Raw genomic sequence first — 22,025 nt, forward strand, 5'->3', positions numbered from 1 at the left:
GCGCCGGGGGCCGGCCGTGGGAGGATCCCGGCACGATGAGCGCTTCCCCGGCGGTACGGAGTCTGCGCGCGGTGATGTTCGCCGCGGTGTGTGTGCTGCTGGCCGCCGCCGCGCACGGACTCGCGACCGGCGGTACGCCGTCGGCCGGGGTGGCGGGTGCCGGGCTCGCGGCCGTGTTCGTCGCCGGGTGGCTGCTCGGCGGCCGGGAGCGGTCGCTGCCGGGGATCGGCGCCCTGATGCTCGTCACCCAGGCGGGGCTGCACACCGCGTTCGGCGCGTTCGGGGCGGTGCGGGTGCGCGCGATGTCACACGCGCATCACCCAGGGACGCAGGGCATGCACGGCATGCGGATGCCCCACGCCCATCTGGGCACCACGACCACGATGAACGCCATGAGCGGCCACGCGATCCCCGCGCACGTCGTGGCCGCACTGGTCGCCTCCTGGTGTCTGCGGCGGGGTGAGGCCGCGCTGTGGTCGCTGCTGCGCTGGGCGGTCGCCCTCGTGCCGGGCCTCGCCGCCTGGTGGCGGGACGCGCCGCTCGGAGTGCCCCGTTCGGCCCCGGGGCGCATGTCGTCGCCGGACGTCCGGCCGGGCCGGCTTCTCCTGCGGTACGCGGTGAGCGGTCGAGGACCGCCGACAGGGATTCCGTACACGCCCTGAAGTTCCTCGACAGCCACCACCAGTACCAGTCACCAGTACGGAGTTCCGCCATGTTCCCGACACGCATCACCCTGCGCCGCGCCGGCGTCGTCACCGGTCTCACCGCCGCCGGAGTCCTCGCCGCGGCGGGTTCCGCCTTCGCGCACGTCACCGTGCACCCCGAGAGCTACGCGAAGGGCGCCACGGACGGCGTCCTGAGCTTCCGGGTCCCCAACGAGGAGGACACCGCGAGCACCACGAAGGTCCAGGTCTTCCTGCCCACCGACCACCCCGTCCTCGGCGTGCTCGTCACCCCGGAGGCGGGCTGGACGGCGAAGGTGACGACCACCAAGCTGAAGACGGCGATCAAGACGGACGACGGGACGATCACCGACGCCGTCTCGGAGATCACCTGGTCAGGCGGCCGGATCCGGCAGGGGGAGTACGAGGACTTCGACGTCGCGTTCGGTCAACTCCCCGACGACACCGACCAGCTGGCCTTCAAGACCCTGCAGACGTACTCCGACGGCAACGTCGTCCGCTGGATCGAGACGGCTGAGGCGGGGCAGGACGAGCCGGAGAACCCGGCACCGACGCTGAAGCTGACGGCGGCAGCGGCGGAGGATGGCGCTGCCGCGAGTCCCTCGGCGGCGGCTCCCGCAGCTGCCTCCCCGAAGAGCGAAGCCGCTACGGACTCCGTGTCGGCCAGTGACTCGACGGCTCGCGGGCTGGGGACCGCCGGGCTGATCGTGGGCGTACTGGGCCTGGCCGCGGCGGCGTTCACGCTGGTCAGGACCCGCACCTCACGTTCGTAGCACAGCAGCCGGAGGAAGCACGGCAGTCGCCGTGAGCCGCGGTCCGCGCCACGCCGGGCGGGCCGCAGCTCAGCGGGACAGGGACTCGGGGACCAGGGTTCGCAGCTGGCGCTCGACCGAGGTGATCGACGCGACGGGCGCCGTCGTACGGGGCCGGGACGTGCGGTACAGCCACAGGATGTCCCGGCCGAACGACCAGACCAGCGTCCCCAGGGCCAGCGCGACCACGGCCTGCGTCGCCGTGTGGGGCAGGTAGCCGGAGGCGCCGAGCAGCAGCAGGATGCCCTGGAGGGCGGCCACGGTCTTGCGGGCGGTGCTCGGGGGGAGCGGGGCGTTCAGCCACGGCAGAACGCGGGCGGCGGCGACGAAGGCGTAGCGCATGCCGCCGATCAGCAGGACCCACGGGCCCAGCGACATCGACACGTACACGCTGAGCACCAGGATGAGGAACGCGTCGACCTCCATGTCGAAACGCGCCCCCAGTGTCGAGCAGGTGCCCGTGCGCCGGGCGACCTTGCCGTCCACGCCGTCGAGGAGCAGGGCCACGGCCGTCAGGCCGACGAACAGCGTGACGGGCGGCGAGCTCACGAAGGAGTCGGCGACCAGGGCCGTCACCCCGCCGACCAGCGTCGCCCGGCCGAGAGTGACCCGGTTGGCCGGGCCGAACGACTTCGACCCGGACCGGTGCAGCGCGCGGGACAGTACGGCCCAGGTCGCGATCGCGAACGCCAGCCCCGTCAGCCAGCCCGCCGGGCCCAGACCGATCGCGGAGCCGATCAGGGCCAGCAACAGGACCTGCAGGCCCGCCCCCAGCGCGGTCTCCTGCTGAACCAGCCTCGCTTCGTACGTGTTGTTCAGGGCCACCGCGAGTCCTCCGCCGTATGTACAGAGTGGATCATGCCGCGTACTGTGCGCGGACTGTGCACATCGCAGTACGTGAACAACTTCCCAAGCGTTCAGGAGGAACTCCGATGAAGCTCGCCGCACGAGCGTTCTGGCTCGCTTCGCCGGACCACGGAGAGATCCGTGACGTCGAGCTGCCGGCGCCCGGCGAGGGCGAGGTACTGGTCCGCACCCTGTGGTCCGGGGTGAGCCGGGGCACGGAGACGCTCGTCTTCCGGGGAGGGGTCCCGGTCAGCCAGTACGCGGCCATGCGGGCGCCGTTCCAGGAGGGCGACTTCCCCGGTCCGGTCAAGTACGGCTACCTCAACGTCGGCGTGGTGGAGGAGGGCCCGGAGGCGCTGGTCGGCCGTACGGTCTTCTGCCTCTACCCGCACCAGACGCGGTACGTCGTCCCGGTGGACGCGGTGACGCCGGTGCCGGACTCGGTGCCCGCCGAACGCGCGGTGCTCGCCGGGACGGTGGAGACCGCCGTGAACGCCCTGTGGGACGCGGCGCCGCTGGCCGGCGACCGGATCGCGGTGGTCGGCGGCGGGATGGTCGGCTGCTCGGTGGCCGCCCTGATCGCCCGGTTCCCCGGTGTGCGCGTCCAGTTGGTGGACGCCGATCCCGGGCGGGCGAAGACCGCGGAGGCGCTCGGCGTCGACTTCGCGCTTCCTGGGGACGCGCTGGGGGAGTGCGACCTGGTCGTCCACGCCAGTGCCACGGAGGCGGGACTGGCCCGCTCGCTCGAACTCCTCGCCGCCGAGGGCACGGTCGTCGAGCTGAGCTGGTACGGCGACCGGCGCGTCAGTCTGCCGCTGGGTGAGGCGTTCCACTCCCGGCGGCTCACCGTCCGCAGCAGCCAGGTGGGGACGGTGTCCCCGGCCGCGCGGCCCGGCCGCTCCTACGCCGACCGGCTCGCCCTGGCCCTCGACCTGCTGGCCGACCCGGCGCTCGACGCGCTCGTCACCGGTGAGTGCGCCTTCGAGGAGCTCCCGGACGTGCTGCCGAAACTCGCCTCGGGCGAGACGCCGGCGCTCTGCCACCGCGTCCGCTATCCGGACGCGGGGTGACGAATGTGCCCGGTCTCCGAAAAGAGGATCGGGCACATGAACAAGTCGTTGAACAAGCCGCCGTGGGTAGCCGTACTAGTCGGCATGCCCCGGCAGCGATCAGCACGGGGCAAGACGCGCCGCACCTGGAGGGTCGTCCGTTGTTCAGCATCACCGTTCGCGATCACATCATGATCGCCCACAGCTTCAGCGGCGAGGTCTTCGGGCCCGCGCAGCGTCTGCACGGAGCGACGTTCCTCGTCGACGCCACGTTCCGCCGCGAACAGCTGGACGACGACAACATCGTCGTCGACATCGGTCTGGCCACCCAGGAGCTCGGCGCCGTGGTGAGCGAGTTGAACTACCGCAACCTCGACAACGAGCCGGACTTCGCGGGCATCAACACCTCCACGGAGTTCCTGGCCAAGATCATCGCCGACCGGCTCGCCGCGCGGATCGAGAAGGGCGCCCTGGGTGAGGGAGCCCGAGGTCTGGCGGGCCTCACGGTCACCCTGCACGAGTCGCACGTCGCCTGGGCGAGCTACGAGCGTGCCCTGTGACCGACACGACCATCGACCGTCCGGTTCCCCTTTCCCCGGTGGCCCCTTCGGCCGCCCCGGCGCAGGTACAGGTACAGGCTCACGTGACCACGCTCGACTACGTGCCCGTGCAGAACGCGGCCCTCAAGAACGCGGCGATCATCCCCATGTCCCTGCGCTCCGTGCACTTCGTGATGCCTGGCGGCGTCGACGACCCGGCCAGGCCGAGCGGCGGCAACGCCTACGACCGGCGGATCAGCCTCGACCTGCCCGGCTTCGGCTGGCAGGTCCACAAGCACGCCGTCGCGGGTGACTGGCCCCGGCCCGGCGCCGACGCCCGCGCGGAACTGACGCGGACGCTGCGCGAGCTGCCGGACGGCACGGTCGTCATGCTGGACGGCCTGGTGGCCTGCGGGGTCCCCGAGATCATCGTCCCCGAGGCCGAACGCCTGCGCCTCGCCGTGCTGGTGCACCTCCCGCTGGGCGACGAGACCGGCCTCGACCCGGTCGTCGCGGCGGAGCTGGACGCCCTGGAGCGGACCACCCTGAGGGCGGTGCCGTCGGTGATCGCGACCAGTGACTGGGCCGTACGGCGCCTCGTCTCCCACCACGGACTCGCCCCGGACCGCGTGCACATGGCGGCCCCCGGCGCCGACATCGCCCCCCTCGCCTCCGGTACCGACGGCGTCTCCCGCCTCCTCTGCGTGGCCGCCGTGACCCCCCGCAAGGGTCAGCACCGGCTGGTGGAGGCGCTGGCCGCGGTGACCGACCTGCCGTGGAGCTGCGTCTGCGTCGGCGGGCTCGAACAGGATCCCGAGTACGTCGCCGACCTGCGCGCCCTGATCGCGCGGCACGGCCTGGAGGACCGGCTGCACCTGGCCGGCCCGCAGGTGGGCGCCCAGCTCGACGCCAGCTACGCCGCCGCCGACCTGATGGTCCTCACCTCCTACGCGGAGACGTACGGCATGGCGGTCACCGAGGCCCTCGCACGCGGCATCCCCGTCCTGGCCACGGACGTCGGCGGCCTGCCCGAGGCGGTCGGGCGCGCGCCCGACGGCGGGGTCCCCGGCATCCTCGTACCGCCGGAGAACCCGGCGGCGCTCGCGGCCGAACTGCGCGGCTGGTTCGGCGAGGCGGACGTCCGCCGACGCCTCAAGGCGGCGGCCCGGGGCCGCCGGGCAGCCCTGGACGGCTGGGCGGCCACGGCACGGAGCCTGGCCGGAGTCCTGGGCCGGATCCCCTGGGAACCCCGGAGGGTGGCATGAGGACGGCGAGCACGAACGCGGCTTCGGCCGGGTCGGTCTCCGCCCGGGGACTTCGGGTGGCCGCGCTGCGCGGTGCCGTCGGGGTACGGGGGCGGATACCCTCCGGAACCCCGAAGGACGGTGTGGACGACGGCACGGACAAGGCGACGACGTCCCCGGCTCGGGCCGGATCGGAGCCCGGCCGTCGGGCGGCCGCGCTGCGGAGTCTCGTGGGAACGCCGGGGCGAACCTCCCGGGACGCAAGGAGCGCGGCATGAAGAAGACGACGACCATCACGACTTCGGCGGCGTCCGAGATCCAGCGACGAGGACCGGTGACTCCGGTGGACGCGAACGCCGAGCACGCCGCCGGGATTCCGGCCCAGCCGACGCACCGGGACGTGAAGGCCGGCGCCGGGCCGGTGGGCCCGGGGGAGCGGGGCACGATCCGGCTGCGCGAGGCCGGTCCCGACGACCCGCCCCGGTACGCGCCCGACTGGCTGGAGCTGCGCGAGGGCCCCGACGCCGCCGCACGCGCCGTCGAACTGCTCGACCCGCTGCGCATCCGGCTGGCCAACCTGCCGGGAAAGCCGGGCGGGCTCGTCATCCACGACCTGGGCTGCGGCACCGGCTCCATGGGCCGCTGGCTCGCGCCCCGGCTCGACGGCGCCCAGCACTGGGTCCTGCACGACCGCGACCCCTACCTGCTGCACTTCGCCGCCGTGGCCTCGCCGCGCGCCGCCGCCGACGGCAGCCGCGTGACGGTCGAGACGCGGCGCGGCGACGTCGCCCGGCTGACCTCCGACGCGCTGTCCGGCGCCTCCCTGGTCACCGCCTCCGCCCTGCTGGACGTCCTCACCCGTGAGGAGGTCGACGCCCTCGCCACCGCCTGCGCGGGCGCCGGCTGCCCGGCCCTGCTGACCCTGTCCGTGGCCGGCCGCGTCCAGTTCGCCACCCCCGACCCGCTGGACGGGGACCTCGCCGACGCGTTCAACGCCCACCAGCGGCGCTCGGGAATGCTCGGCCCCGACGCGGTCACGGCGGCCTGCGAGGCCTTCGACCAGCGGGGCGCCACGGTCCGCGTCCACCCCAGTGCCTGGCACCTCGGCCCCGTGGAGGCCCCCCTCACCGCCGAGTGGCTGCGCGGCTGGGTCGCGGCAGCGGTGGAGGAACGCCCGGCGCTGCGGGACCGCGCCGACAAGTACCTCGCCGAGCGCCTGGAGGCCTGCGCGGCCGGCGAACTGCGGGTCGAGGTCCATCACAGCGACCTCCTGGCCCTGGCCAGGCCGACGGGCGGGACGACGTCATGACCGTCCAGACGGTGGACGCGGCGGAGGTCGTGCTCAGCGGCCTCGGTGACGTCGGGCACGGGACCGTGTCGGTCAGCGGCTCCGCCACGGGGCTCGACCGGCTGCCGCCGTCCCGCGTCGAACGATCCGCGCCCGCCCGGGCGCGCTCCGCCGCAGCGGGCCGCGCCGGGGTCATCGGCTTCGTCGGGCCCCGGGACACCGCCCCGCGGGCCGCCACCCCGAGCCGGCTGCGCCGCGCGACGCGTGCCCTGCGCCCGCACCTCGGCACCCTCGCCGGAGTGACGATTCTCGGCGTGCTGCTCTGGCGCCTCGGCACCGGTGTCTTCCTCGACGGGCTCCGGCGCATCGACGCGACAACACTGCTGGTGGGCCTCGGAATCGGGCTGCTCACCACAGGGTTCAGCGCCTGGCGCTGGGCACTGGTCGCCCGGCGCCTGCAGCTCAGGCTGCCCCTTGTGCCCGCGATCGCCGACTACTACCGCTCACTGTTCCTGAACGCGGCCCTCCCCGGCGGCGTCCTCGGTGACGTGCACCGCGCGGTACGGCACGGGCAGAGCACCGGTGACGTCAAGCGCGGGGTCCGTGCGGTCGTCCTGGAACGCGTCGCCGGACAGATCGCCCTGATCACCGTCGGCGGAGCGGTGCTGCTCACGCTGCCGTCCCCGGTGCTCGCCGAGGCCCGCCGGATCGCCCTGATGGCGGCCTTCGCCGCCGCGGGCGCCGTCGCCGTCCTTGTCGCCGTCCGGATGAACCGCGCCCCGAGCGCCGCCGCCCGCAGGGCCCGAGCCCTGCGAGCCGTGCTCACCGAGGCCCGCGGCGCCCTGTTCTCCCGCGAGAACCTGCCGGGCGTGGCGCTCTCCTCCCTGATCGTCCTCTCCGGACACCTCGGGATGTTCGTGGTCGCCGCCCGGGTCGCCGGATCCTCGGCCTCTGTCGCCGAGTTGCTGCCGATCGCCGTACTGGCGCTGCTGGCGATGGGCCTGCCGCTGAACGTCGGCGGCTGGGGACCCCGCGAGGGCGTCACCGCCTGGGCGTTCGGGGCGGCGGGGCTGGGCGCAAGCATGGGGCTGAGCGTCGCTGTCGTGTACGGCGTGCTGAGCTTCGTGGCCGCCCTGCCCGGCGCGGTCGTCCTGGTCGTCCGCTACTTCTGGTCGCCGGCCGAGCCCGCCGAGTCCGCGGAACCGGCGGCATCAGCACCCGCACCGGCACCTGCATCTGCATCGGTGAGCATCGAGAAATACGCCCCGAAGGACTCGGCGAAGCTCGCCAGCAACGCCTTCCCCTTTTCGGCGGAACCCAGTGAAGGGCGTCCGATGACACCGGAATCGGTGTAACCGGCCATGCCGAGGGTGAGGAGATGCCGGCGGTCGTCGGCGACGAAGTCAGAGGTTTCATAACCGGGACGGAGCAATTCGGGATGAGCGTGCAGAAGGACGGAGGTCTCGATTTCCCCCGCGTGCATGTCCGTGAGCAGCGAGGTCACCACTCCGGCCCGCTCGCGCGCCGTCTCCCAGTCCTCCCCGGCCGGGAACAGCGCCATCCGCTCACCTCGCGCGGAGGATTCCTGAACGACGTTGCCCAGTACGTAGTTTCCGCCGTGTCCGTTGACGACCACCAGGGCTTCGACGCCCGAGCGGCGCAGCGAATCGGCGATGTCCCGTACTACCGCGTGAAGGGTCACGGAGGAGATGCTGACGGTTCCCGGCCACTTGGCGTGTTCGTGCGAGCAGGCGATGGTCACCGGAGGAAGGAGGTGCACCGGGTATGCGGATGCGATCTCCCGGGCAATGGCACAGGCGACCAGGGTGTCGGTCGTCAACGGAAGGAAGGGGCCATGCTGTTCGAAGCTCCCGACCGGAAGAACGGCGACCTGCGTTGAGACGCCGGCGGCTCGTGTCCGTACGTCTTCCGTAGTGTCCACCGGCAACAGGCCGCCGGTCGGCAACGCTACGGACGCCGTCGACCGTATTCCCGATTCATCCATGTTCTCCCGGCCTTTCGTCTCTGCTTAGGAACCAGATCATGACAGAAAAACTTGGCGTACTCGGCAAAGCCTCCCAGGCCTCGGGAGTGGAACGCGTGGTGAATGCGCCGTTGCCCACCGTGTACGGCGATTTCCAGGCGGTCGGATACATGGACCACGATCGCGGTGACGAGCAAGTGGCGCTGGTCTACGGCGAGATAGCCGAGGACGACGTTCTCACCAGGCTGCATTCCGAATGCCTGACCGGTGACGCCTTCGGCTCCCAGCACTGCGAATGCGGGGACCAGCTCGACTCGGCGCTGCGCGCGATAGTCGCCGAGGGAAGCGGCATTCTCGTCTACCTCAGAGGGCACGAGGGCCGGGGTATCGGTCTGCTCGCCAAGCTGCGCGCGATGCAGCTGCAGTCGGAGGGCCTGGACACCGTCGAGGCGAACCTCGCGCAGGGACTGCCGGTGGACTCCCGTGACTACGGCGTCGCGGCGGAGATCCTCCACGACCTCGGGGTCCGTTCGGTGCGCCTGATGTCCAACAACCCGCGCAAGCGCGAGGCGTTGGTCCGCCACGGCATCAAGATCGCCGAAGACGTACCGCTGCTGATCCCGCCGTGCGAGAACAACATCACCTACCTGCGGACCAAGCGCGAGCGTCTCGACCACGTCCTGCCGCACCTGGACGCGGTGGCGCACTGGTCCTGACCTGACCGGGAGAGCCGACCGGGAGCCCCGATCAGGGGGCGCGCGTCATTCGTATGCGCGCGGGGGGTGCCAGAAGCCCCGATTCCGGAAAGGAAGAGGGAATGACCGACGACGTCCTCTTCCTCTCCCGGGACCGGGTGACGGCCCTCCTCGACGCCGACACGGCGATCGCCTCGCAGCGCGCGGCGTTCGGCGCGCTGGGCGCGGGTGGCGCACGGCAGCCCGATCTGCCCGGGAAGATCATGCATCCCAGCCGCTTCGACGACAGTGTGGTCTTCGCGTACGTCTCCCGGCTGTCCCGGGACACCGGCGCCGTGGCGAAGTTCGGCAGTGTCAATCCCGGCAACGCGGCGGCCGGCCTGCCGACCGTGCACGCCGTCATCACCGCCCTCGACCCGGTGACGGGCGAACTCGCCGCTGTCATGGACGGCACGGCCGTCACGACCCTGCGTACGGCCGCCGCCAGCGCCGTGGCCTTCGACGCGCTGTCCACCGCCGACAGCGCCGAACTGGCCCTCATCGGCTCGGGCACCCAGGCACTCGCCCACGCCCGGGCCGTCTCCCGGGTACGGGACCTGAAAGCCGTACGGGTGTGGAGCCCGGACCCGGAGCGGCGCGCGCGGGCGGCGGAGCTGCTCGCGGCCGAACTCGGCGTCGCCGCCGAGGCGACCGGCACACCCCGGGACGCGGTGACCGGGGCGTCCCTGGTCGCGGCCTGCACCCTCAGCGCCACCCCCGTCGTGCGCGGCGCGTGGCTCGCGCCCGGGTGCACGGTGGTCAGCGTGGGCTCGTTCGAGCCGAGCCGCAGTGAGGTCGACGCGGGGGTCGTCCGGCGGGCTGCGGCCGTCGTCGTCGACGACCCGGCGACCGCGGCGGAACACGCCGGGCCGGTGGTCGACGCGCTCCGGGACCGCCTGCTGGCCCGCGAGGACCTGATCGGGCTCGGGGAGGTCCTCACGGGTGCACGGACCGCCCGCACCGGCCCCGACGACATCGTCTTCTACAACAGCGTCGGCCTGGGCGTACAGGACGCGGCGGCCGCCTGGGCCGTCATTCACGCGGCGAGGGGAGCGGGGCGTTGAGCGTGACATCGGCGGATGTGGCTGTGGATGGTGATGTGGATGTGGACGTCATCGGCGTCGGGGAGACCGGCGCGGGCGTCCGTACCGGCCCCGACGGCATCGGCTGCCACAGCAGTGTCCACGCGGCACGGGGAGAGGGGCGATGAGCGCCCCGGAGCGGGCCGAAGTGGTCGTGATCGGCGGTGGGGTGATGGGTACGAGCATCGCCTACCACCTGGCCCGGGCGGGCGTACGGGACGTCGTTCTCGTCGAGCGTGACGAGCTGGCTTCCGGGTCCACCTCGCGCGCCGCGGGCGGGGTCCGGGCGCAGTTCTCCGACGAGCTCAACATCCAGCTCGGGGCGCGCAGCCTGGAGGCGTTCGGACGGTTCGGGGAGGAGACCGGGCACGACATCGGACTGCACCGGGTCGGCTATCTGTTCCTCCTCTCCACACCGGAGGACGTCGCGTCCTTCGAGGCGGGGGTCGCGCTGCAGAACGGCCTGGGCGTGCCCAGCCGGATGCTCACCCCCGCCGAGGCGCAGCGGCTGTCGCCGCTCATCACCACCGACGGCCTGCTGGCGGCGGCCTACTCGCCCGACGACGGCCACTGCACGCCGGAGGCGGTGGTCCACGGCTACGCCGCCGCTGCCCGCCGCCACGGAGCGACCGTCCTGTGCCACACCGAGGTCACCGGCATCGAACGTGACGGCGACACCCTCACGGCCGTGGTCACGGACAAGGGCAGGATCGCCACCGAGACCGTGATCTGCGCGGCCGGCGCCTGGTCGAGGGCGGTCGGCACGATGGCGGGTGTCGACCTGCCCGTCGACCCCCTGCGGCGCCAGATCGCGGTCACCGAACCGGTCCCCGGACTGCCGCCCACGCTCCCCATGACCATCGACTTCAGCAGCAGCCTCTACTTCCACAGCGAGGGACCCGGCCTGCTCCTCGGCATGTCCGACCCCGACGAGACGACCGGCTTCGCCACCGACACCCACGACCGCTGGATCCCGCGCCTGTACGAGGCGATGGAACACCGGGCGCCCGCCCTGCTCGACCTGCGCCGCACGGGCGGCTGGGCGGGCCTGTACGAGATCACGCCGGACCACAACGCCCTTATTGGTGAGGCGAGTTCACCCTCCCGGTTCCTCTACGCGACCGGGTTCTCCGGCCACGGTTTCCTCCAGGGGCCGGCGGTCGGCGAGGTGGTCCGTGACCTCTTCCTCGGCCGCGTACCCTTCGTCGACATCAGCCCCTTGAACGCCGGCCGTTTCGCGGCCGATGCCCTGCGCCCGGAGGTCAACCTCGTATGACCGAGCTCCACTTGTGGCTGCGCCACGAGACCCGCACGACCGAACGCCGCACACCCGTCGTCCCGTCCGACGCCCGCCGGCTCGTCGAGCAGGGGGTGCGCCTGACGGTCGAGGAGTCACCGCAGCGGATCTTCCCGGCCGAGGAGTACGAGGCTGTCGGCTGCGCCACCGCCGACGCCGGGTCCTGGGTCTCCGCACCCTCGGACGCGGTGATCGTCGGCCTCAAGGAACTCCCCGACGAGCCGGGCGAGTTGCGTCACCGGCACATCTTCTTCGGCCACGCCTACAAGGGCCAGCCGGGCGCGGCCGAGCTGCTGCAACGCTTCGTCGCCGGGGGCGGGGCGCTGTTGGACCTGGAGTACCTGGCGGACGACCAGGGGCGCAGGCTGGCCGCCTTCGGCTACTGGGCCGGATATCTGGGGGCGGCCCTCGCCGTGCTCCAGCACCGGGGCAGGCTGGCGGCTCCGTTGCGACCGACCAGCCAGGAGGAGTTGGCCGCCGAACTCCGTGCCGGTGCGGATGAGTTGAGTGCGCTGGTTATCGGCGCCCTGGGCCGCAGCGGACGCGGGGCGCGTGTCGCGCTCGCCGAGGCCGGCGTCGAGCCGACCTGCTGGGACCTGGCCGAGACCCGGAACCTGGACCGACCGGCCCTGCTGGCCCACGAGTTGCTGGTCAACACCGTCCTCACCACCAGCCCGGTGCCGCCGTTCCTGACGGACGAGGATCTGGACAGCCCAGGCCGCCGCCTGCGTACCCTCTCCGACGTCACCGTCGACGTCGGCTCGCCCATGAACCTCCTCCCGGTGTACGACACCGCCACCACCTGGGACGAACCGGTGCGCAGGCTGCGGGACGAGCCGCCGCTCGACCTGATCGCCATCGACAACCTGCCCTCCCTGCTGCCCCGCGAGGCCAGCGCGGACTTCTCGGCCGCCCTGGCGCCCCAGCTGCTCGACTTCGAGGTGGGCGGTCCCTGGGGGCGCTGTCTGGAACGGTTCGACGAGACGTGCCGTGAACTCGGCCTGGTCAAGGGCGAGTCGGCAAACGACAGGGGAGCGGGCGTATGACGGACAAGGTTGTTCCCGCGAGCGGCACCGTCCACTGGATCGGCGCGGGTCTGTCCACGGGCGGCGGACTGGCCGCCCTGTGCGACAGCGACGCCGTGCGACAGGTACGGGTGTGGCACCGCACCGAGGAACGCGCGGCCGAGGCCCTCGACCACCTGGGGCTCACCGGCCGCGCCGAACCCCGCGCCTACACCCTCGCCGCGCTCACCTCCGAACTGACCGCCGGAGACGTGGTCGTCTCCATGCTCCCGGCGCCCGAGCACGCCGCGCTGCTGGCGGCCTGCGTGCGGGGCGGCGCCCACTTCGCGTGTTCGAGCTATGTGTCGGAAGCGGTACTCGAACAGGTTCCGGCGGCCGAGGCGGCCGGTCTTGTCGTCCTCACCGAGTGCGGGCTCGACCCGGGCATCGACCACCTCTTCGCGCACAGCCTGGTCACCCGCGCCGAGCACGCCATCGGCGCCGGCACGCCGGCCTCGTACCGCCTCACGTCGTACTGCGGAGGCATCCCCGCGGTGCCCAACGACTTCAGGTACCGGTTCAGCTGGGCGCCCGCCGGAGTCCTCAACGCCCTTCGCTCGCCCGCCCGTTATATCGAGGACGGCGCCGAGACGGTCGCCGACCGGCCCTGGGAGGTCACGCGTCCGCATGTGATCGACGGGGAGACCTTCGAGGTGTACCCGAACCGGGACAGCGTGCCGTTCGTCGAACAGTACGAGCTTCCGGCGGCCTGGAAGGCGCAGGCCTTCGTCCGGGGCACCCTGCGCCTGGACGGCTGGCTCACCGCCTGGGACAGCGTCTTCGAGGAGCTGAAGGGCGGCGACGACGAGCGGATCGGCGCCCTGGCAAGGGAGTTGGCGGCGCGCTACCCGACGACCGACGCCGACCGCGACCGCGTGGTCCTCGCCGTGTCCCTGGAGGTGGACGCGGCCGACCACGCGGAGGGGAAGGCGGGGGACGGGGGCGGCGGTTCCGGGCGGCGCCGGAGCTGGTCCGGCCGCTATCTGCTGGACCTGGAGGGCGACGCGGCCGAGAGCGCGATGGCCCGCTGTGTCTCCCGCACGCTGGCCCTGGGCGTCGGGCACATCCTCGACGGTTCGCTGCCGCCGGGCCTGAGCCGCGCCGCCGAGACGGCACGGCGTTCGGACGAGTGGCTGGGTGAACTCGGCGGGGAGGGACTGGAGTTCAGGCTCACCGTCGGCTGACGGCGGCTCACTCCCCGCCTGTGGGCAACTGTCCGCGGTCGTCTATCCGGTGACGACCGCCTCGTGCACCAGACGCTTGAGGTCCTGCCAGTACGGCCGGCTCGTCCTGTGTCGCACCTGGGTCATGAACTGCACTGTCAGATCACGGCCCGGGTCGACCCAGAACGTCGTCGTCGCCACCCCGCTCCAGCCGTACGTGCCGAGGCCGGCCGGGGCCAGGGTGCGGTCCGGGTCGATCACCACCGAGACCCCGAGGCCGAATCCGACACCCGCGTTGCCGGGTTCGTCGTGCGGTCGGGCGCCGAAGGCGCGCAGATCGGCGCCGCCCGGCAGGTGGTTGGAGGTCATCAGGGCCACGGTGTCGGCCGACAGGACACGGACGCCGTCGAGTTCGCCGCCCCGGCGCAGCATCTCCATGAACCGGTGGTAGTCGTGGGCGGTGGCGACCAGACCACCGCTGCCGGACAGGAACCGGGGGCGGCCCTTCAGGGGCAGGCCGAGGGTCGGCTCGATGCCGCCGTCCTCCGTCTCCCCGTACAACTCGGCCAGCCGGTCCGCCTGTTCACCGGTCACACAGAAACCGGCGTCCGTCATCCCGAGCGGGCCGAGGACCCGGTCGGCGACGAACTCGTCCAGCGGCTGCCCGGACGCCACCTCGATGACCCGGCCCAGGACGTTCGTGGCGACCGAGTAGTTCCACTGGGTACCCGGCTCGAACTGGAGCGGCAGACTCGCGTACACCGAGCAGGTCTCCGCCAGGGTCGAGCCCGGCACCACCGACGACTCCAGGTTGGCGGCGCGGTAGAGGGCGTCGACGGGGTGCGAGTGGTAGAAGGCGAAGGTGAGGCCCGCCGTGTGTGTCAACAGATGCCGGAGCAGAAGGGGTTGGGCGGGACGGGTGCAGAGGTCGCTCCCGGAACCGCTCACGTACACCTGCGGGTCGGCGAACTCCGGCAGGAAGCGGGAGACGGGGTCGGTGAGGGAGAGCCGGCCCTCCTCCAGCAGTATCAGCGCGGCCACCGAGGTGACCGGTTTGCTCATGGAGTAGATCCGCCACAACGTGTCGGCCTCGACCGGCAGCCCGGCCGCCATGTCGCGCCGGCCGTACGTGGTGAGGTGTGCGACGCGGCCGGCGCGGGCCACGGACACGAGGAAGCCGGGAAGGTGTCCCTCGTCGACCACGCGGGCGAAGTGCTGGTCGAGGCGGTCCAGCGCCTTCGCGTCCAGTCCCGCCTCGCTCGGCTCGACCTCTTGTCGCAGCTGTGCCATCGTTCCCCTCCGGTCGTTCGAAGTGCCGTGCTGTCATACCCCGAAAGGATCACCTCAGGCCTACGACCCCCCATGGTGACGCAGGGACCCGGCAGGCGTCGCCCTCCGTTCACCCGAGTCCGGCATCCTCAGCGCGGCCAGCACACCCACGAGGGCCGCACCCGCGAGCACGGGCAGCGCGGTCCGCAGCCCGTCGGTGACGGTCGCGAGTGTCGCCGCCGTGGCCACCCCGAGGACCGGTCCGACGTTCATCGCCGTCTGCTGCAACCCGCCCGCCACCCCGGCCGACCCGGCCGGGGCATGCCGTACGACGACGGCCGTCGCGGTCACCATCACGGTGCCGAAACCGGCTCCGAGCAGCAGGAATCCACCGCCGACCGGCACAGTTCCGGCTGCCCGGAACAGCACGGACACCCCGAGCGCGAGCAGGACCAGGCCGGCCGCGGTCGTCCGCCGAGCCCCGTACCGACGCAGCAGTACGGCGGCCCACGGCGCTCCCAGCACCATCGCGGCCCCGCCCGGCAGCGCGGCCAGAGCGGTGTGCAACGGGTCCATGCCCAGCTCACCCTGGAGCACGTAACTGGATACGAAGAGTGTGCCGAACATCGCAGCCGACGCGAGCACGAGAATGCCCAGCGCGGCACCCACGACCGTCGAACCGAGCACGTCGGGCGGCAGCAGCGGGTCAGCGGTACGCCGTTCGTGGCGTACGAGGACGAGGCCCGCGCCCACCGCCGTGAGCAGCCCGAGGACGGCTGACGGACTCCAGCCGTGCTCGGGGACACCGACGAGCGTGTGCACGAGACAGGCGAGGGCCACCGCGAGCAGCGCGGCACCGGGGAGGTCGAGCCGCGCAGGTCCGGATGAGGGCGACGGACCCGGACGGGGAGTGCGGACGACCGACGCGAGTACGCCCAGCACCAGCGCCGGTACGACATTGAGGAAGAACACCGCCCGCCAGCCCAGCTGGGTCACCAGGACGCCTCCCACCAGCGGGCCGGCCGCCGCTGCCAGCCCGATCGCACTGGTCCGCAGCGCGATGGGCATCCCCAGTCGGTCGGGTGGGAACGCGGCCCGCAGCATCCCGAGCGTGGCGGGCTGCAGCAGCGCGCCGAAGACCCCCTGGACGACCCGCAGCGCGATCACCCACCGCACCCCGGACGCGAACCCGATGCCCGCCGACGCCGCCCCGAAGCCCAACACCCCGATGGCGAACAGCCGTTGGTGCCCGTACCGGTCGCCGAGCCGCCCGGCGAACACGAGCAGACCGGCCACCGCGATGAGATACCCGGTGCTCGTCCACTGGACCTCGGCGAAGGAGGCGTGCAGGTCCCGTTGCAGGGTGGGCTGCGCGATGGTCAGCACGGTCCCGTCGAGAGCGACGACCACCGCCCCGATCACACTGCTGGCCAAGGCCACCCGCCGATGAGCGCTCACCGCTCCTCCGGCCCGAGGTGCGCGTCGAGGGCCGTACGCAACAGAGGGGCGAAGTCGTCCGCGCCCGTGGTGAGTTGGAGGCTGCCCCAGGTCCAGAGCTGGGCGATGCCGTAGAGGTTCGCCAGCAGCGACCCGGCGAGGAGCCGGGCGTCGGCGTCCGGCCGGGCCCGCCCGACGAGCCCCACCAGCAGGTCGAAGACGGGCAGACTGGCCTCGCGCAGCCCCAACGTGCCGCTCTCCAGCAGGTCGTGACGGAACATCAGCTCGTGCATGCCCCGGTTGTCGAGCGCGAAGTCGAGGTACACACGCCCGAGCGTCGAGAGCTGCTCCCGGGGATTCGCCGCAACCGGCCCGCTCTCCTCGATCGCCGCCGAGCCCCTGGCCGCCAGCTCGGTGAACCCACGGCGCGCGATGGCGGACAGCAGCTCCAGATGGGTCGGGAAGTACCGGCGCGGGGCGCCGTGCGAGACGCCGGCCCGCCGGGCGATCTCCCGGAGGCTGAGCGCGTGGACACCTTCCGAGGTCACCAGGTCGACACCGGCGTCGATGAGCCGGGTCCGCAGGGAGTCACTCATAGACACTGTCTACCAGCACCTCGTAGACAGTGTCTACTGGTAAGGCTCCGATCGTCTCGCGAATCCGCGACGCTCTCCAACTGCACGAAAATAGAAAGCGGTTGGGATGTCCTTGCAGGACTATGAGACCCGGAAGCGGGCAACCGCACCCGAAGTTGGTCCACCCGCGCGCATCGCTGCGGCGATGCCGGAGGATGAGGGATGTCTGAGTTGAATCTGCGAAGAACTATCGCTGTCCTGTTAGGTGTGGCGCTGTCGGTTCTCGGGTTCGTGACACCGGCCGGCGCCCAATCGATCACGACCGGCGCCACGACCACCTACCAGATCAACGCACGGCACGACGGCAGTCTCGTCGACACCGCTGTGGGCGCACCACCGCTCAGTCAGAAGTGGTCCCGCGACCTGGGTGGGGACGTCTCCTATCCCGTTGTGGCCGGCGGGCGCGTCTTCGCCACCGCTTCCTCGCCCAACGGGTACGGCACCGTCCTCTACGCCGTCGACGCGGCGACGGGCAAGGACGCCTGGGTGCCCGTCGATCTCGGCGGGACCTACTGGTGGTCCGCGCTCGCCTACGGGGGCGGTCGACTCTACGCCCAGAACTACGACGGCGAACTGACGGCGTTCAACCCGGCCAACGGGAAGAAGCTCTGGAGCGTCGCGCTGCCCGGGCAGTACTCGTTCACCTCTCCGCCCACTTTCGCCGGCGGCGTGGTGTACACGGGCGGCGCCGGTTCCGGCGGCACCTTGTACGCGGTGAACGCGGCCAGCGGCGCGGTGCTCTGGACCCAGCCGGTCGCGAACGGCGACAACAGCTCGCCCGCCGTCACGGCCAACGGGGTCTACGTCTCGTACGCGTGCGAGCAGACGTACGCCTTCGCCCCCAAGTCGGGCGACCCGTTGTGGCACCACGACACCGAGTGCTCCGGCGGCGGGGGCCGCACCCCCGTTGTCGCCGACGGCGGTGTCTGGGTCCGCGACGACGCCGGGATGACCCCCACGGTCCTGAACGCCGCCGACGGGAAGGTCCGCGGCACGTACGAGGCCCCGGGCTGGTCACCGGCACCGGCCTTCGACGGCCGCCAGGGCTACTTCGTCGACAACGGTGTCCTTCGGGAGCGGCACAGCCGCACGCTGGCCAGTCGCTGGACGTTCGAGGGCGACGGACAGATCAGCACAGCGCCGATCGTCGTCAACGGATACGTCTACGTCGGCTCGCGAAGCGGTCAGCTGTGGGCGCTCAACGGCGCCACCGGTCAGTCCGTCTGGTCCACCGACGTCGGCGCCCCGATCGAGGAGCCCGACGAGCACAACGTGTCCCAGCCGCTGACCGGCCTCGGTGCGGGCGGCGGACTCGTGGTGGTTCCGGCCACCAGCCTGCTGGTCGCGTACGGGCAGTGAGCGGCGGGGGTGGCGGCCGGTCCCGGCGGGCCACCCCCTGATCCACGGGGCCGAGGATTCCCCGCCGACCCGGCCGTGAAAGCCCAGGTCCCCGAACAGCCCATCGCTGTCGGGGACTTGGGCGTGGAAAGCGCGGGCGCGACGCTCAGGCCGAAACGGTCTCGCGCTTCGCCGTGTTCTCGGCGTCGCGCTCGCCGAGTCGCTCGGTGGGCACCCGGTGTGTCTCGCGCGCCGTGATCGCGGCCAGCACCGGCGGGATGCACAGAGCGGCCGTGAACAGGGCGACGGAGGACCAGTCGTCCCCGTCGGGACCGGCGATCTGCGCGGCGAAGGTGACCGCGAAACCGGCGACAGCGAAGCCGATCTGCGTACCGATCGCCATGCCCGACAGCCGCACCCGGGTCGAGAACATCTCACCGTAGAAGGAGGGCCACGTGCCGTTCGCGGCGCTGTAGACCACGCCGAAGGTGACGATGCCGAGGCCCATGATCAGCGGGTACGAGCCCGTGGAGATCGCCCACAGGTAGAGGAACATCATGACCGCGCTGCCGGCGGCGCCCACCAGGAACACCGGGCGGCGGCCGATGCGGTCGGACAGCGTGGCCCAGAGCGGGATCGCCGCCAGCGCGACCACGTTGGCGAGCGCGGCCACCCACAGCATGGACGTGCGGTCCATGCCGACCGCGTCGCTGGTCGCGTACGCCAGCGCCCACACCGTGAAGATCGTGGAGACCGAGGCGACCAGCGCGCCCGCGACGACCCGCAGGACGTCCGCCCAGTGCTCGCGCAGCAGGATCAGCAACGGCATCTTGACGACGCCCTCGGTAGCGGTCTGCTGGGCGAAGGCCGGAGTCTCCTCCAGCTTGCGGCGGATGACGTAGCCGACCACGGCGACCGCGATGCTCAGCCAGAACGGCACCCGCCAGCCCCAGGACAGCAACTGGTCCTCGGGCATCGCGGCGATCGGGATGAAGACCAGCGTGGCGAGGAGCTGGCCGCCCTGGGTGCCGCTCAGCGTGAAACTGGTGAAGAAGCCGCGCCTGCCCGGCGGGGCGTGTTCGAGCGTCATGGAGTTGGCGCTCGCCTGCTCACCGGCCGCCGAGATGCCCTGGAGGACCCGGCAGAGCACGAGCAGGACCGGGGCGAGGGTGCCGACCTGGTCCCGGGTGGGCAGACAGCCGATGAGGAACGTCGGCACGCCCATCAGGATCAGCGTGAAGACCATGATCTTCTTGCGGCCGACCCGGTCGCCGAAGTGGCCGAGGAAGAGCGCGCCGACCGGGCGGGCGGCGTACGCGACACCGAAGGTGGCCAGCGACAGCAGGGTCGCGGTGGCCGGGTCGGACTCGTCGAAGAAGACCTTGGGGAAGATCAGGGCGGCGGCGCTGCCGTAGATGAAGAAGTCGTAGTACTCCAGGGCGCTGCCGATCCAGGCGGCCGTGGCGGCCTTCTTCGGCTGGCCGCCCGCTGGGGCGTCCAGGGGTGCTGCGGGGTCGCGGGGTGCGACGGAATCCGCCACGGCATGCTCCTTCGGGGGAACTCCACCCTAGGTGGAGTGAGCGGAGGGGAGGGAGGGGGAGGCGCCGGACCCCTGGGGTGACGGGACGGCCGCGCCGGGAGCGACCCGGCTAATTAACCCACTGGATAGTTAGTAGTGGTGGCTACGGATGTTGCGCCGACGTTTCCCGGGTGTCAAGAGGTCGCGGTGAAGGATCTTGTCCGGCGCGGTGTCCGAGCGGTGCGCGCGCGGTCCCGGTGCGGCCCCGCGCGGGCACTGCGGCCCCCGCGCCGGCCCGCGCGCGGCCTCCTCGTCAGGCCGTACGGTCCGCCGTCAGATAGGCGATGACCATGTCGCCGAGCATCGCCCGGTAGTGCTCCCGCTGGTCCGGAGCCGTCAGGTCGCGGCCGAACAGGGCGCCGAAGGTGTGCCGGTTGGCCACTCGGAAGAAGCAGAAGGAGCTGATCATCGCGTGCAGGTCCACGGCGTCCACCTCGGCGGTGAACAGGCCCGACGCGCGGCCCGACGCCAGGATCCGGCGGATCACCTCCAGCGCGGGCGAACCGATCTTCCCCAGCTGCTCGGAGGCGGCGATGTGCTCGGCCTCGTGGATGTTCTCGATGCTCACCAGGCGGATGAAGTCGGGGTGCGCCTCGTGGTGGTCGAAGGTGAGCTCCGCCAGCCGCCGGATCGCCGCGACCGGGTCCAGATGCTCGACGTCGAGGTCCTGTTCGGCCTGCCGGATCACCGAGTACGCGTGCTCCAGGACGGCTGTGAACAGCTGTTCCTTGCCGCCGAAGTAGTAGTAGATCATCCGCTTGGTGGTACGGGTGAGCGCGGCGATCTCGTCCACGCGGGCCCCCGCCAGACCGGCCCGGGCGAACTCCTTGGTGGCCACGTCGAGAATCTCGGCCCTGGTCCGGGCGGCGTCGCGGATGCGCCCGCCTGTGTGTACCGGTTCTTCGACGCTGGTCATCGGGTTCCTTCGGGCGAGGGGCCAGTCCCGTGATTCTAGAAGCTCCGCCGAAGCGTCACCGGGGGCTTCCCTGTGGCCGGCCATGCTGATATAGCTAACGTACTAGTTCGTACATTAATGGTGAGCCGCAGTCGCACAGGAGGTCCCGTCGTGGCCAAGGACTCGTTTCTCGTCGGGCTCGTCGGCTCCGGCATCGGGCCGTCGCTGAGCCCCGCGCTGCACGAGCGGGAGGCCGACCGCCAGGGGCTGCGGTATCTGTACCGGCTGATCGACATCGACACGCTGGGCGTCGAGGCACACGCGGTGGGAGATCTCGTACGAGCCGCCCGCGACCTCGGGTTCGACGGGCTGAACATCACGCATCCGTGCAAGCAGCTCGTCATCGAACACCTCGACGGCCTCGATCCGCAGGCCGAGGCGCTCGGCGCCGTCAACACCGTGGTTTTCGAGGACGGCCGAGCCGTCGGCCACAACACGGACGTGACCGGTTTCGCCGCGTCCTTCGCACGCGGCCTGCCCGACGCCCCGCTGGACCGGGTCGTGCAGCTCGGGGCCGGTGGCGCCGGGGCCGCGGTCGCACACGCCATCCTCACCCTCGGCGCCGGTCAGGTCACCGTCGTCGACGCGCTGCCCGACCGGGCCGCCGACCTCGCCGCCTCCCTCAACCGGCACTTCGGCGAGGGCCGGGCGACCGCCACGACCCCCGACCGGCTGGCGGCGCTGATCGGCCGGTCCGGCGGGGGCGATGCTGGCGTTGGTGTCGATGGCCTGGTGCACGCGACACCCACCGGTATGGCCGCCCACCCCGGTCTGCCCTTCCCCGCCGAACTGCTGCACCCCGGTCTCTGGGTCGCCGAGGTCGTCTATCGCCCGCTGGAGACCGAGCTGCTGCGCACGGCCCGCGCGGTGGGCTGCGCCACGCTCGACGGTGGTGGCATGGCCGCCTTCCAGGCCGCGGACGCGTTCCGTCTCGTCACCGGCCGCGAACCCGACACCGCACGCATGCTGGCCGACATCGCGGAACTGGCGGGCGCGCTACCGGCCCCCAAGTAGCAGCCGGAGGCGA

The 22,025-nt window shown here is 72.0% G+C and carries 21 protein-coding genes and 1 pseudogene; 15 read left to right on the plus strand and 7 right to left on the minus strand.

Features of this window, described 5'->3' with window-relative positions:
* Window positions 1-662, plus strand: a 662-nt coding sequence (locus tag STRTUCAR8_RS00925) for a hypothetical protein (RefSeq protein WP_006373492.1), incomplete at its 5' end; no start/stop codon positions are given.
* Window positions 663-712: 50 nt separating this feature from the next.
* A complete protein-coding gene (locus tag STRTUCAR8_RS00930; protein WP_006373485.1) occupies window positions 713-1,456 on the plus strand; it encodes a YcnI family copper-binding membrane protein in 744 nt (247 codons plus the stop codon).
* Between the two features lie 69 nt (window positions 1,457-1,525).
* Here STRTUCAR8_RS00930 and STRTUCAR8_RS00935 read toward each other — a convergent pair whose 3' ends face one another.
* Window positions 1,526-2,320 carry a CDP-alcohol phosphatidyltransferase family protein gene (locus STRTUCAR8_RS00935; RefSeq protein ID WP_006373500.1) on the minus strand — a complete coding sequence of 265 codons (795 nt, stop codon included), beginning with the start codon at window positions 2,318-2,320 and terminating at the stop codon, window positions 1,526-1,528.
* Window positions 2,321-2,427: 107 nt separating this feature from the next.
* Between STRTUCAR8_RS00935 and STRTUCAR8_RS00940 the strand changes: the two genes are divergently transcribed.
* The 5 genes and pseudogenes from STRTUCAR8_RS00940 to STRTUCAR8_RS53780 form a co-directional block, all read left to right on the plus strand.
* Window positions 2,428-3,411 carry a hypothetical protein gene (locus STRTUCAR8_RS00940; protein ID WP_006373529.1) on the plus strand — a complete coding sequence of 328 codons (984 nt, stop codon included), beginning with the start codon at window positions 2,428-2,430 and terminating at the stop codon, window positions 3,409-3,411.
* A 140-nt stretch (window positions 3,412-3,551) separates the two neighbouring features.
* A complete protein-coding gene (locus STRTUCAR8_RS00945; RefSeq protein ID WP_006373493.1) occupies window positions 3,552-3,950 on the plus strand; it encodes a 6-pyruvoyl trahydropterin synthase family protein in 399 nt (132 codons plus the stop codon).
* Window positions 3,951-3,988: 38 nt separating this feature from the next.
* Window positions 3,989-5,194, plus strand: a complete 1,206-nt coding sequence (locus tag STRTUCAR8_RS00950; protein WP_044471429.1) for a glycosyltransferase family 4 protein — start codon at window positions 3,989-3,991, stop codon at window positions 5,192-5,194.
* 253 nt (window positions 5,195-5,447) lie between these two features.
* Complete coding sequence (locus STRTUCAR8_RS00955; protein ID WP_006373515.1) at window positions 5,448-6,482, plus strand: hypothetical protein; 1,035 nt, start codon at window positions 5,448-5,450, stop codon at window positions 6,480-6,482.
* A pseudogene (locus STRTUCAR8_RS53780) lies at window positions 6,479-7,540 on the plus strand (lysylphosphatidylglycerol synthase transmembrane domain-containing protein); the annotation flags it as partial. The gene STRTUCAR8_RS00955 and the pseudogene STRTUCAR8_RS53780, both read left to right, overlap by 4 nt.
* Before the next feature lie 83 nt (window positions 7,541-7,623).
* Here STRTUCAR8_RS53780 and STRTUCAR8_RS49105 read toward each other — a convergent pair.
* Window positions 7,624-8,466, minus strand: coding sequence for a creatininase family protein (locus STRTUCAR8_RS49105; RefSeq protein ID WP_078507080.1), 843 nt, complete (start codon window positions 8,464-8,466; stop codon window positions 7,624-7,626).
* 38 nt (window positions 8,467-8,504) lie between these two features.
* On the opposite strand from STRTUCAR8_RS49105, the gene ribA reads away from it, so the two are divergent.
* The 6 genes from ribA to STRTUCAR8_RS00985 all read left to right on the plus strand — a co-directional run bounded on the left by ribA (window position 8,505) and on the right by STRTUCAR8_RS00985 (window position 13,806).
* Entirely contained in the window at window positions 8,505-9,161 is a 657-nt protein-coding gene (gene ribA / locus STRTUCAR8_RS00965; protein WP_006373503.1) for a GTP cyclohydrolase II, read from the plus strand.
* Between the two features lie 101 nt (window positions 9,162-9,262).
* Window positions 9,263-10,243, plus strand: a complete 981-nt coding sequence (locus STRTUCAR8_RS00970) for an ornithine cyclodeaminase family protein (protein WP_006373510.1) — start codon at window positions 9,263-9,265, stop codon at window positions 10,241-10,243.
* Complete coding sequence (locus STRTUCAR8_RS52220) at window positions 10,240-10,389, plus strand: hypothetical protein (RefSeq protein ID WP_158697375.1); 150 nt, start codon at window positions 10,240-10,242, stop codon at window positions 10,387-10,389. Before STRTUCAR8_RS00970 ends, STRTUCAR8_RS52220 begins: the two co-directional genes overlap by 4 nt.
* On the plus strand, window positions 10,386-11,537 hold the full coding sequence (locus STRTUCAR8_RS00975) for an NAD(P)/FAD-dependent oxidoreductase (protein WP_006373506.1): 1,152 nt from the start codon (window positions 10,386-10,388) through the stop codon (window positions 11,535-11,537). The genes STRTUCAR8_RS52220 and STRTUCAR8_RS00975 overlap by 4 nt, the downstream gene beginning before the upstream one ends.
* Window positions 11,534-12,604: a saccharopine dehydrogenase gene (locus tag STRTUCAR8_RS00980; RefSeq protein ID WP_006373520.1), complete on the plus strand. Its 1,071-nt coding sequence runs from the start codon at window positions 11,534-11,536 to the stop codon at window positions 12,602-12,604. The genes STRTUCAR8_RS00975 and STRTUCAR8_RS00980 overlap by 4 nt, the downstream gene beginning before the upstream one ends.
* Window positions 12,601-13,806 (plus strand): saccharopine dehydrogenase family protein, encoded by a 1,206-nt coding sequence (locus STRTUCAR8_RS00985; protein ID WP_006373513.1) that lies wholly within the window; start codon window positions 12,601-12,603, stop codon window positions 13,804-13,806. The genes STRTUCAR8_RS00980 and STRTUCAR8_RS00985 overlap by 4 nt, the downstream gene beginning before the upstream one ends.
* Window positions 13,807-13,848: 42 nt before the next feature.
* Here the strand turns inward: STRTUCAR8_RS00985 and STRTUCAR8_RS00990 are convergent, their stop codons facing one another.
* Genes STRTUCAR8_RS00990 through STRTUCAR8_RS01000 form a run of 3 tightly spaced genes read right to left on the minus strand, consistent with a single transcriptional unit; the run spans window position 13,849 to window position 17,087 of the window.
* Entirely contained in the window at window positions 13,849-15,075 is a 1,227-nt protein-coding gene (locus tag STRTUCAR8_RS00990; protein ID WP_006373524.1) for a serine hydrolase domain-containing protein, read from the minus strand.
* 60 nt (window positions 15,076-15,135) lie between these two features.
* Complete coding sequence (locus tag STRTUCAR8_RS00995; RefSeq protein ID WP_006373504.1) at window positions 15,136-16,512, minus strand: MFS transporter; 1,377 nt, start codon at window positions 16,510-16,512, stop codon at window positions 15,136-15,138.
* Window positions 16,509-17,087, minus strand: a complete 579-nt coding sequence (locus STRTUCAR8_RS01000; protein WP_044471419.1) for a TetR/AcrR family transcriptional regulator — start codon at window positions 17,085-17,087, stop codon at window positions 16,509-16,511. Before STRTUCAR8_RS01000 ends, STRTUCAR8_RS00995 begins: the two co-directional genes overlap by 4 nt.
* Window positions 17,088-17,333: 246 nt before the next feature.
* Here STRTUCAR8_RS01000 and STRTUCAR8_RS01005 point away from each other — a divergent pair, with 246 nt between their 5' ends.
* Window positions 17,334-18,485, plus strand: coding sequence for an outer membrane protein assembly factor BamB family protein (locus tag STRTUCAR8_RS01005; RefSeq protein WP_234372759.1), 1,152 nt, complete (start codon window positions 17,334-17,336; stop codon window positions 18,483-18,485).
* 145 nt (window positions 18,486-18,630) lie between these two features.
* On the opposite strand, the gene STRTUCAR8_RS01010 is transcribed toward STRTUCAR8_RS01005, so the two are convergent.
* Both STRTUCAR8_RS01010 and STRTUCAR8_RS01015 read right to left on the minus strand, forming a co-directional pair.
* Window positions 18,631-20,004: an MFS transporter gene (locus STRTUCAR8_RS01010; protein ID WP_006373507.1), complete on the minus strand. Its 1,374-nt coding sequence runs from the start codon at window positions 20,002-20,004 to the stop codon at window positions 18,631-18,633.
* Window positions 20,005-20,296: 292 nt separating this feature from the next.
* Window positions 20,297-20,959: a TetR/AcrR family transcriptional regulator gene (locus STRTUCAR8_RS01015; protein WP_006373511.1), complete on the minus strand. Its 663-nt coding sequence runs from the start codon at window positions 20,957-20,959 to the stop codon at window positions 20,297-20,299.
* Window positions 20,960-21,109: 150 nt separating this feature from the next.
* On the opposite strand from STRTUCAR8_RS01015, the gene STRTUCAR8_RS01020 reads away from it, so the two are divergent.
* Window positions 21,110-22,012, plus strand: coding sequence for a shikimate dehydrogenase (locus tag STRTUCAR8_RS01020; protein ID WP_006373490.1), 903 nt, complete (start codon window positions 21,110-21,112; stop codon window positions 22,010-22,012).
* Window positions 22,013-22,025: the final 13 nt, after the last annotated feature.

It is taken from the genome of Streptomyces turgidiscabies Car8, assembly GCF_000331005.1.
GTDB lineage: Bacteria > Actinomycetota > Actinomycetes > Streptomycetales > Streptomycetaceae > Streptomyces > Streptomyces turgidiscabies.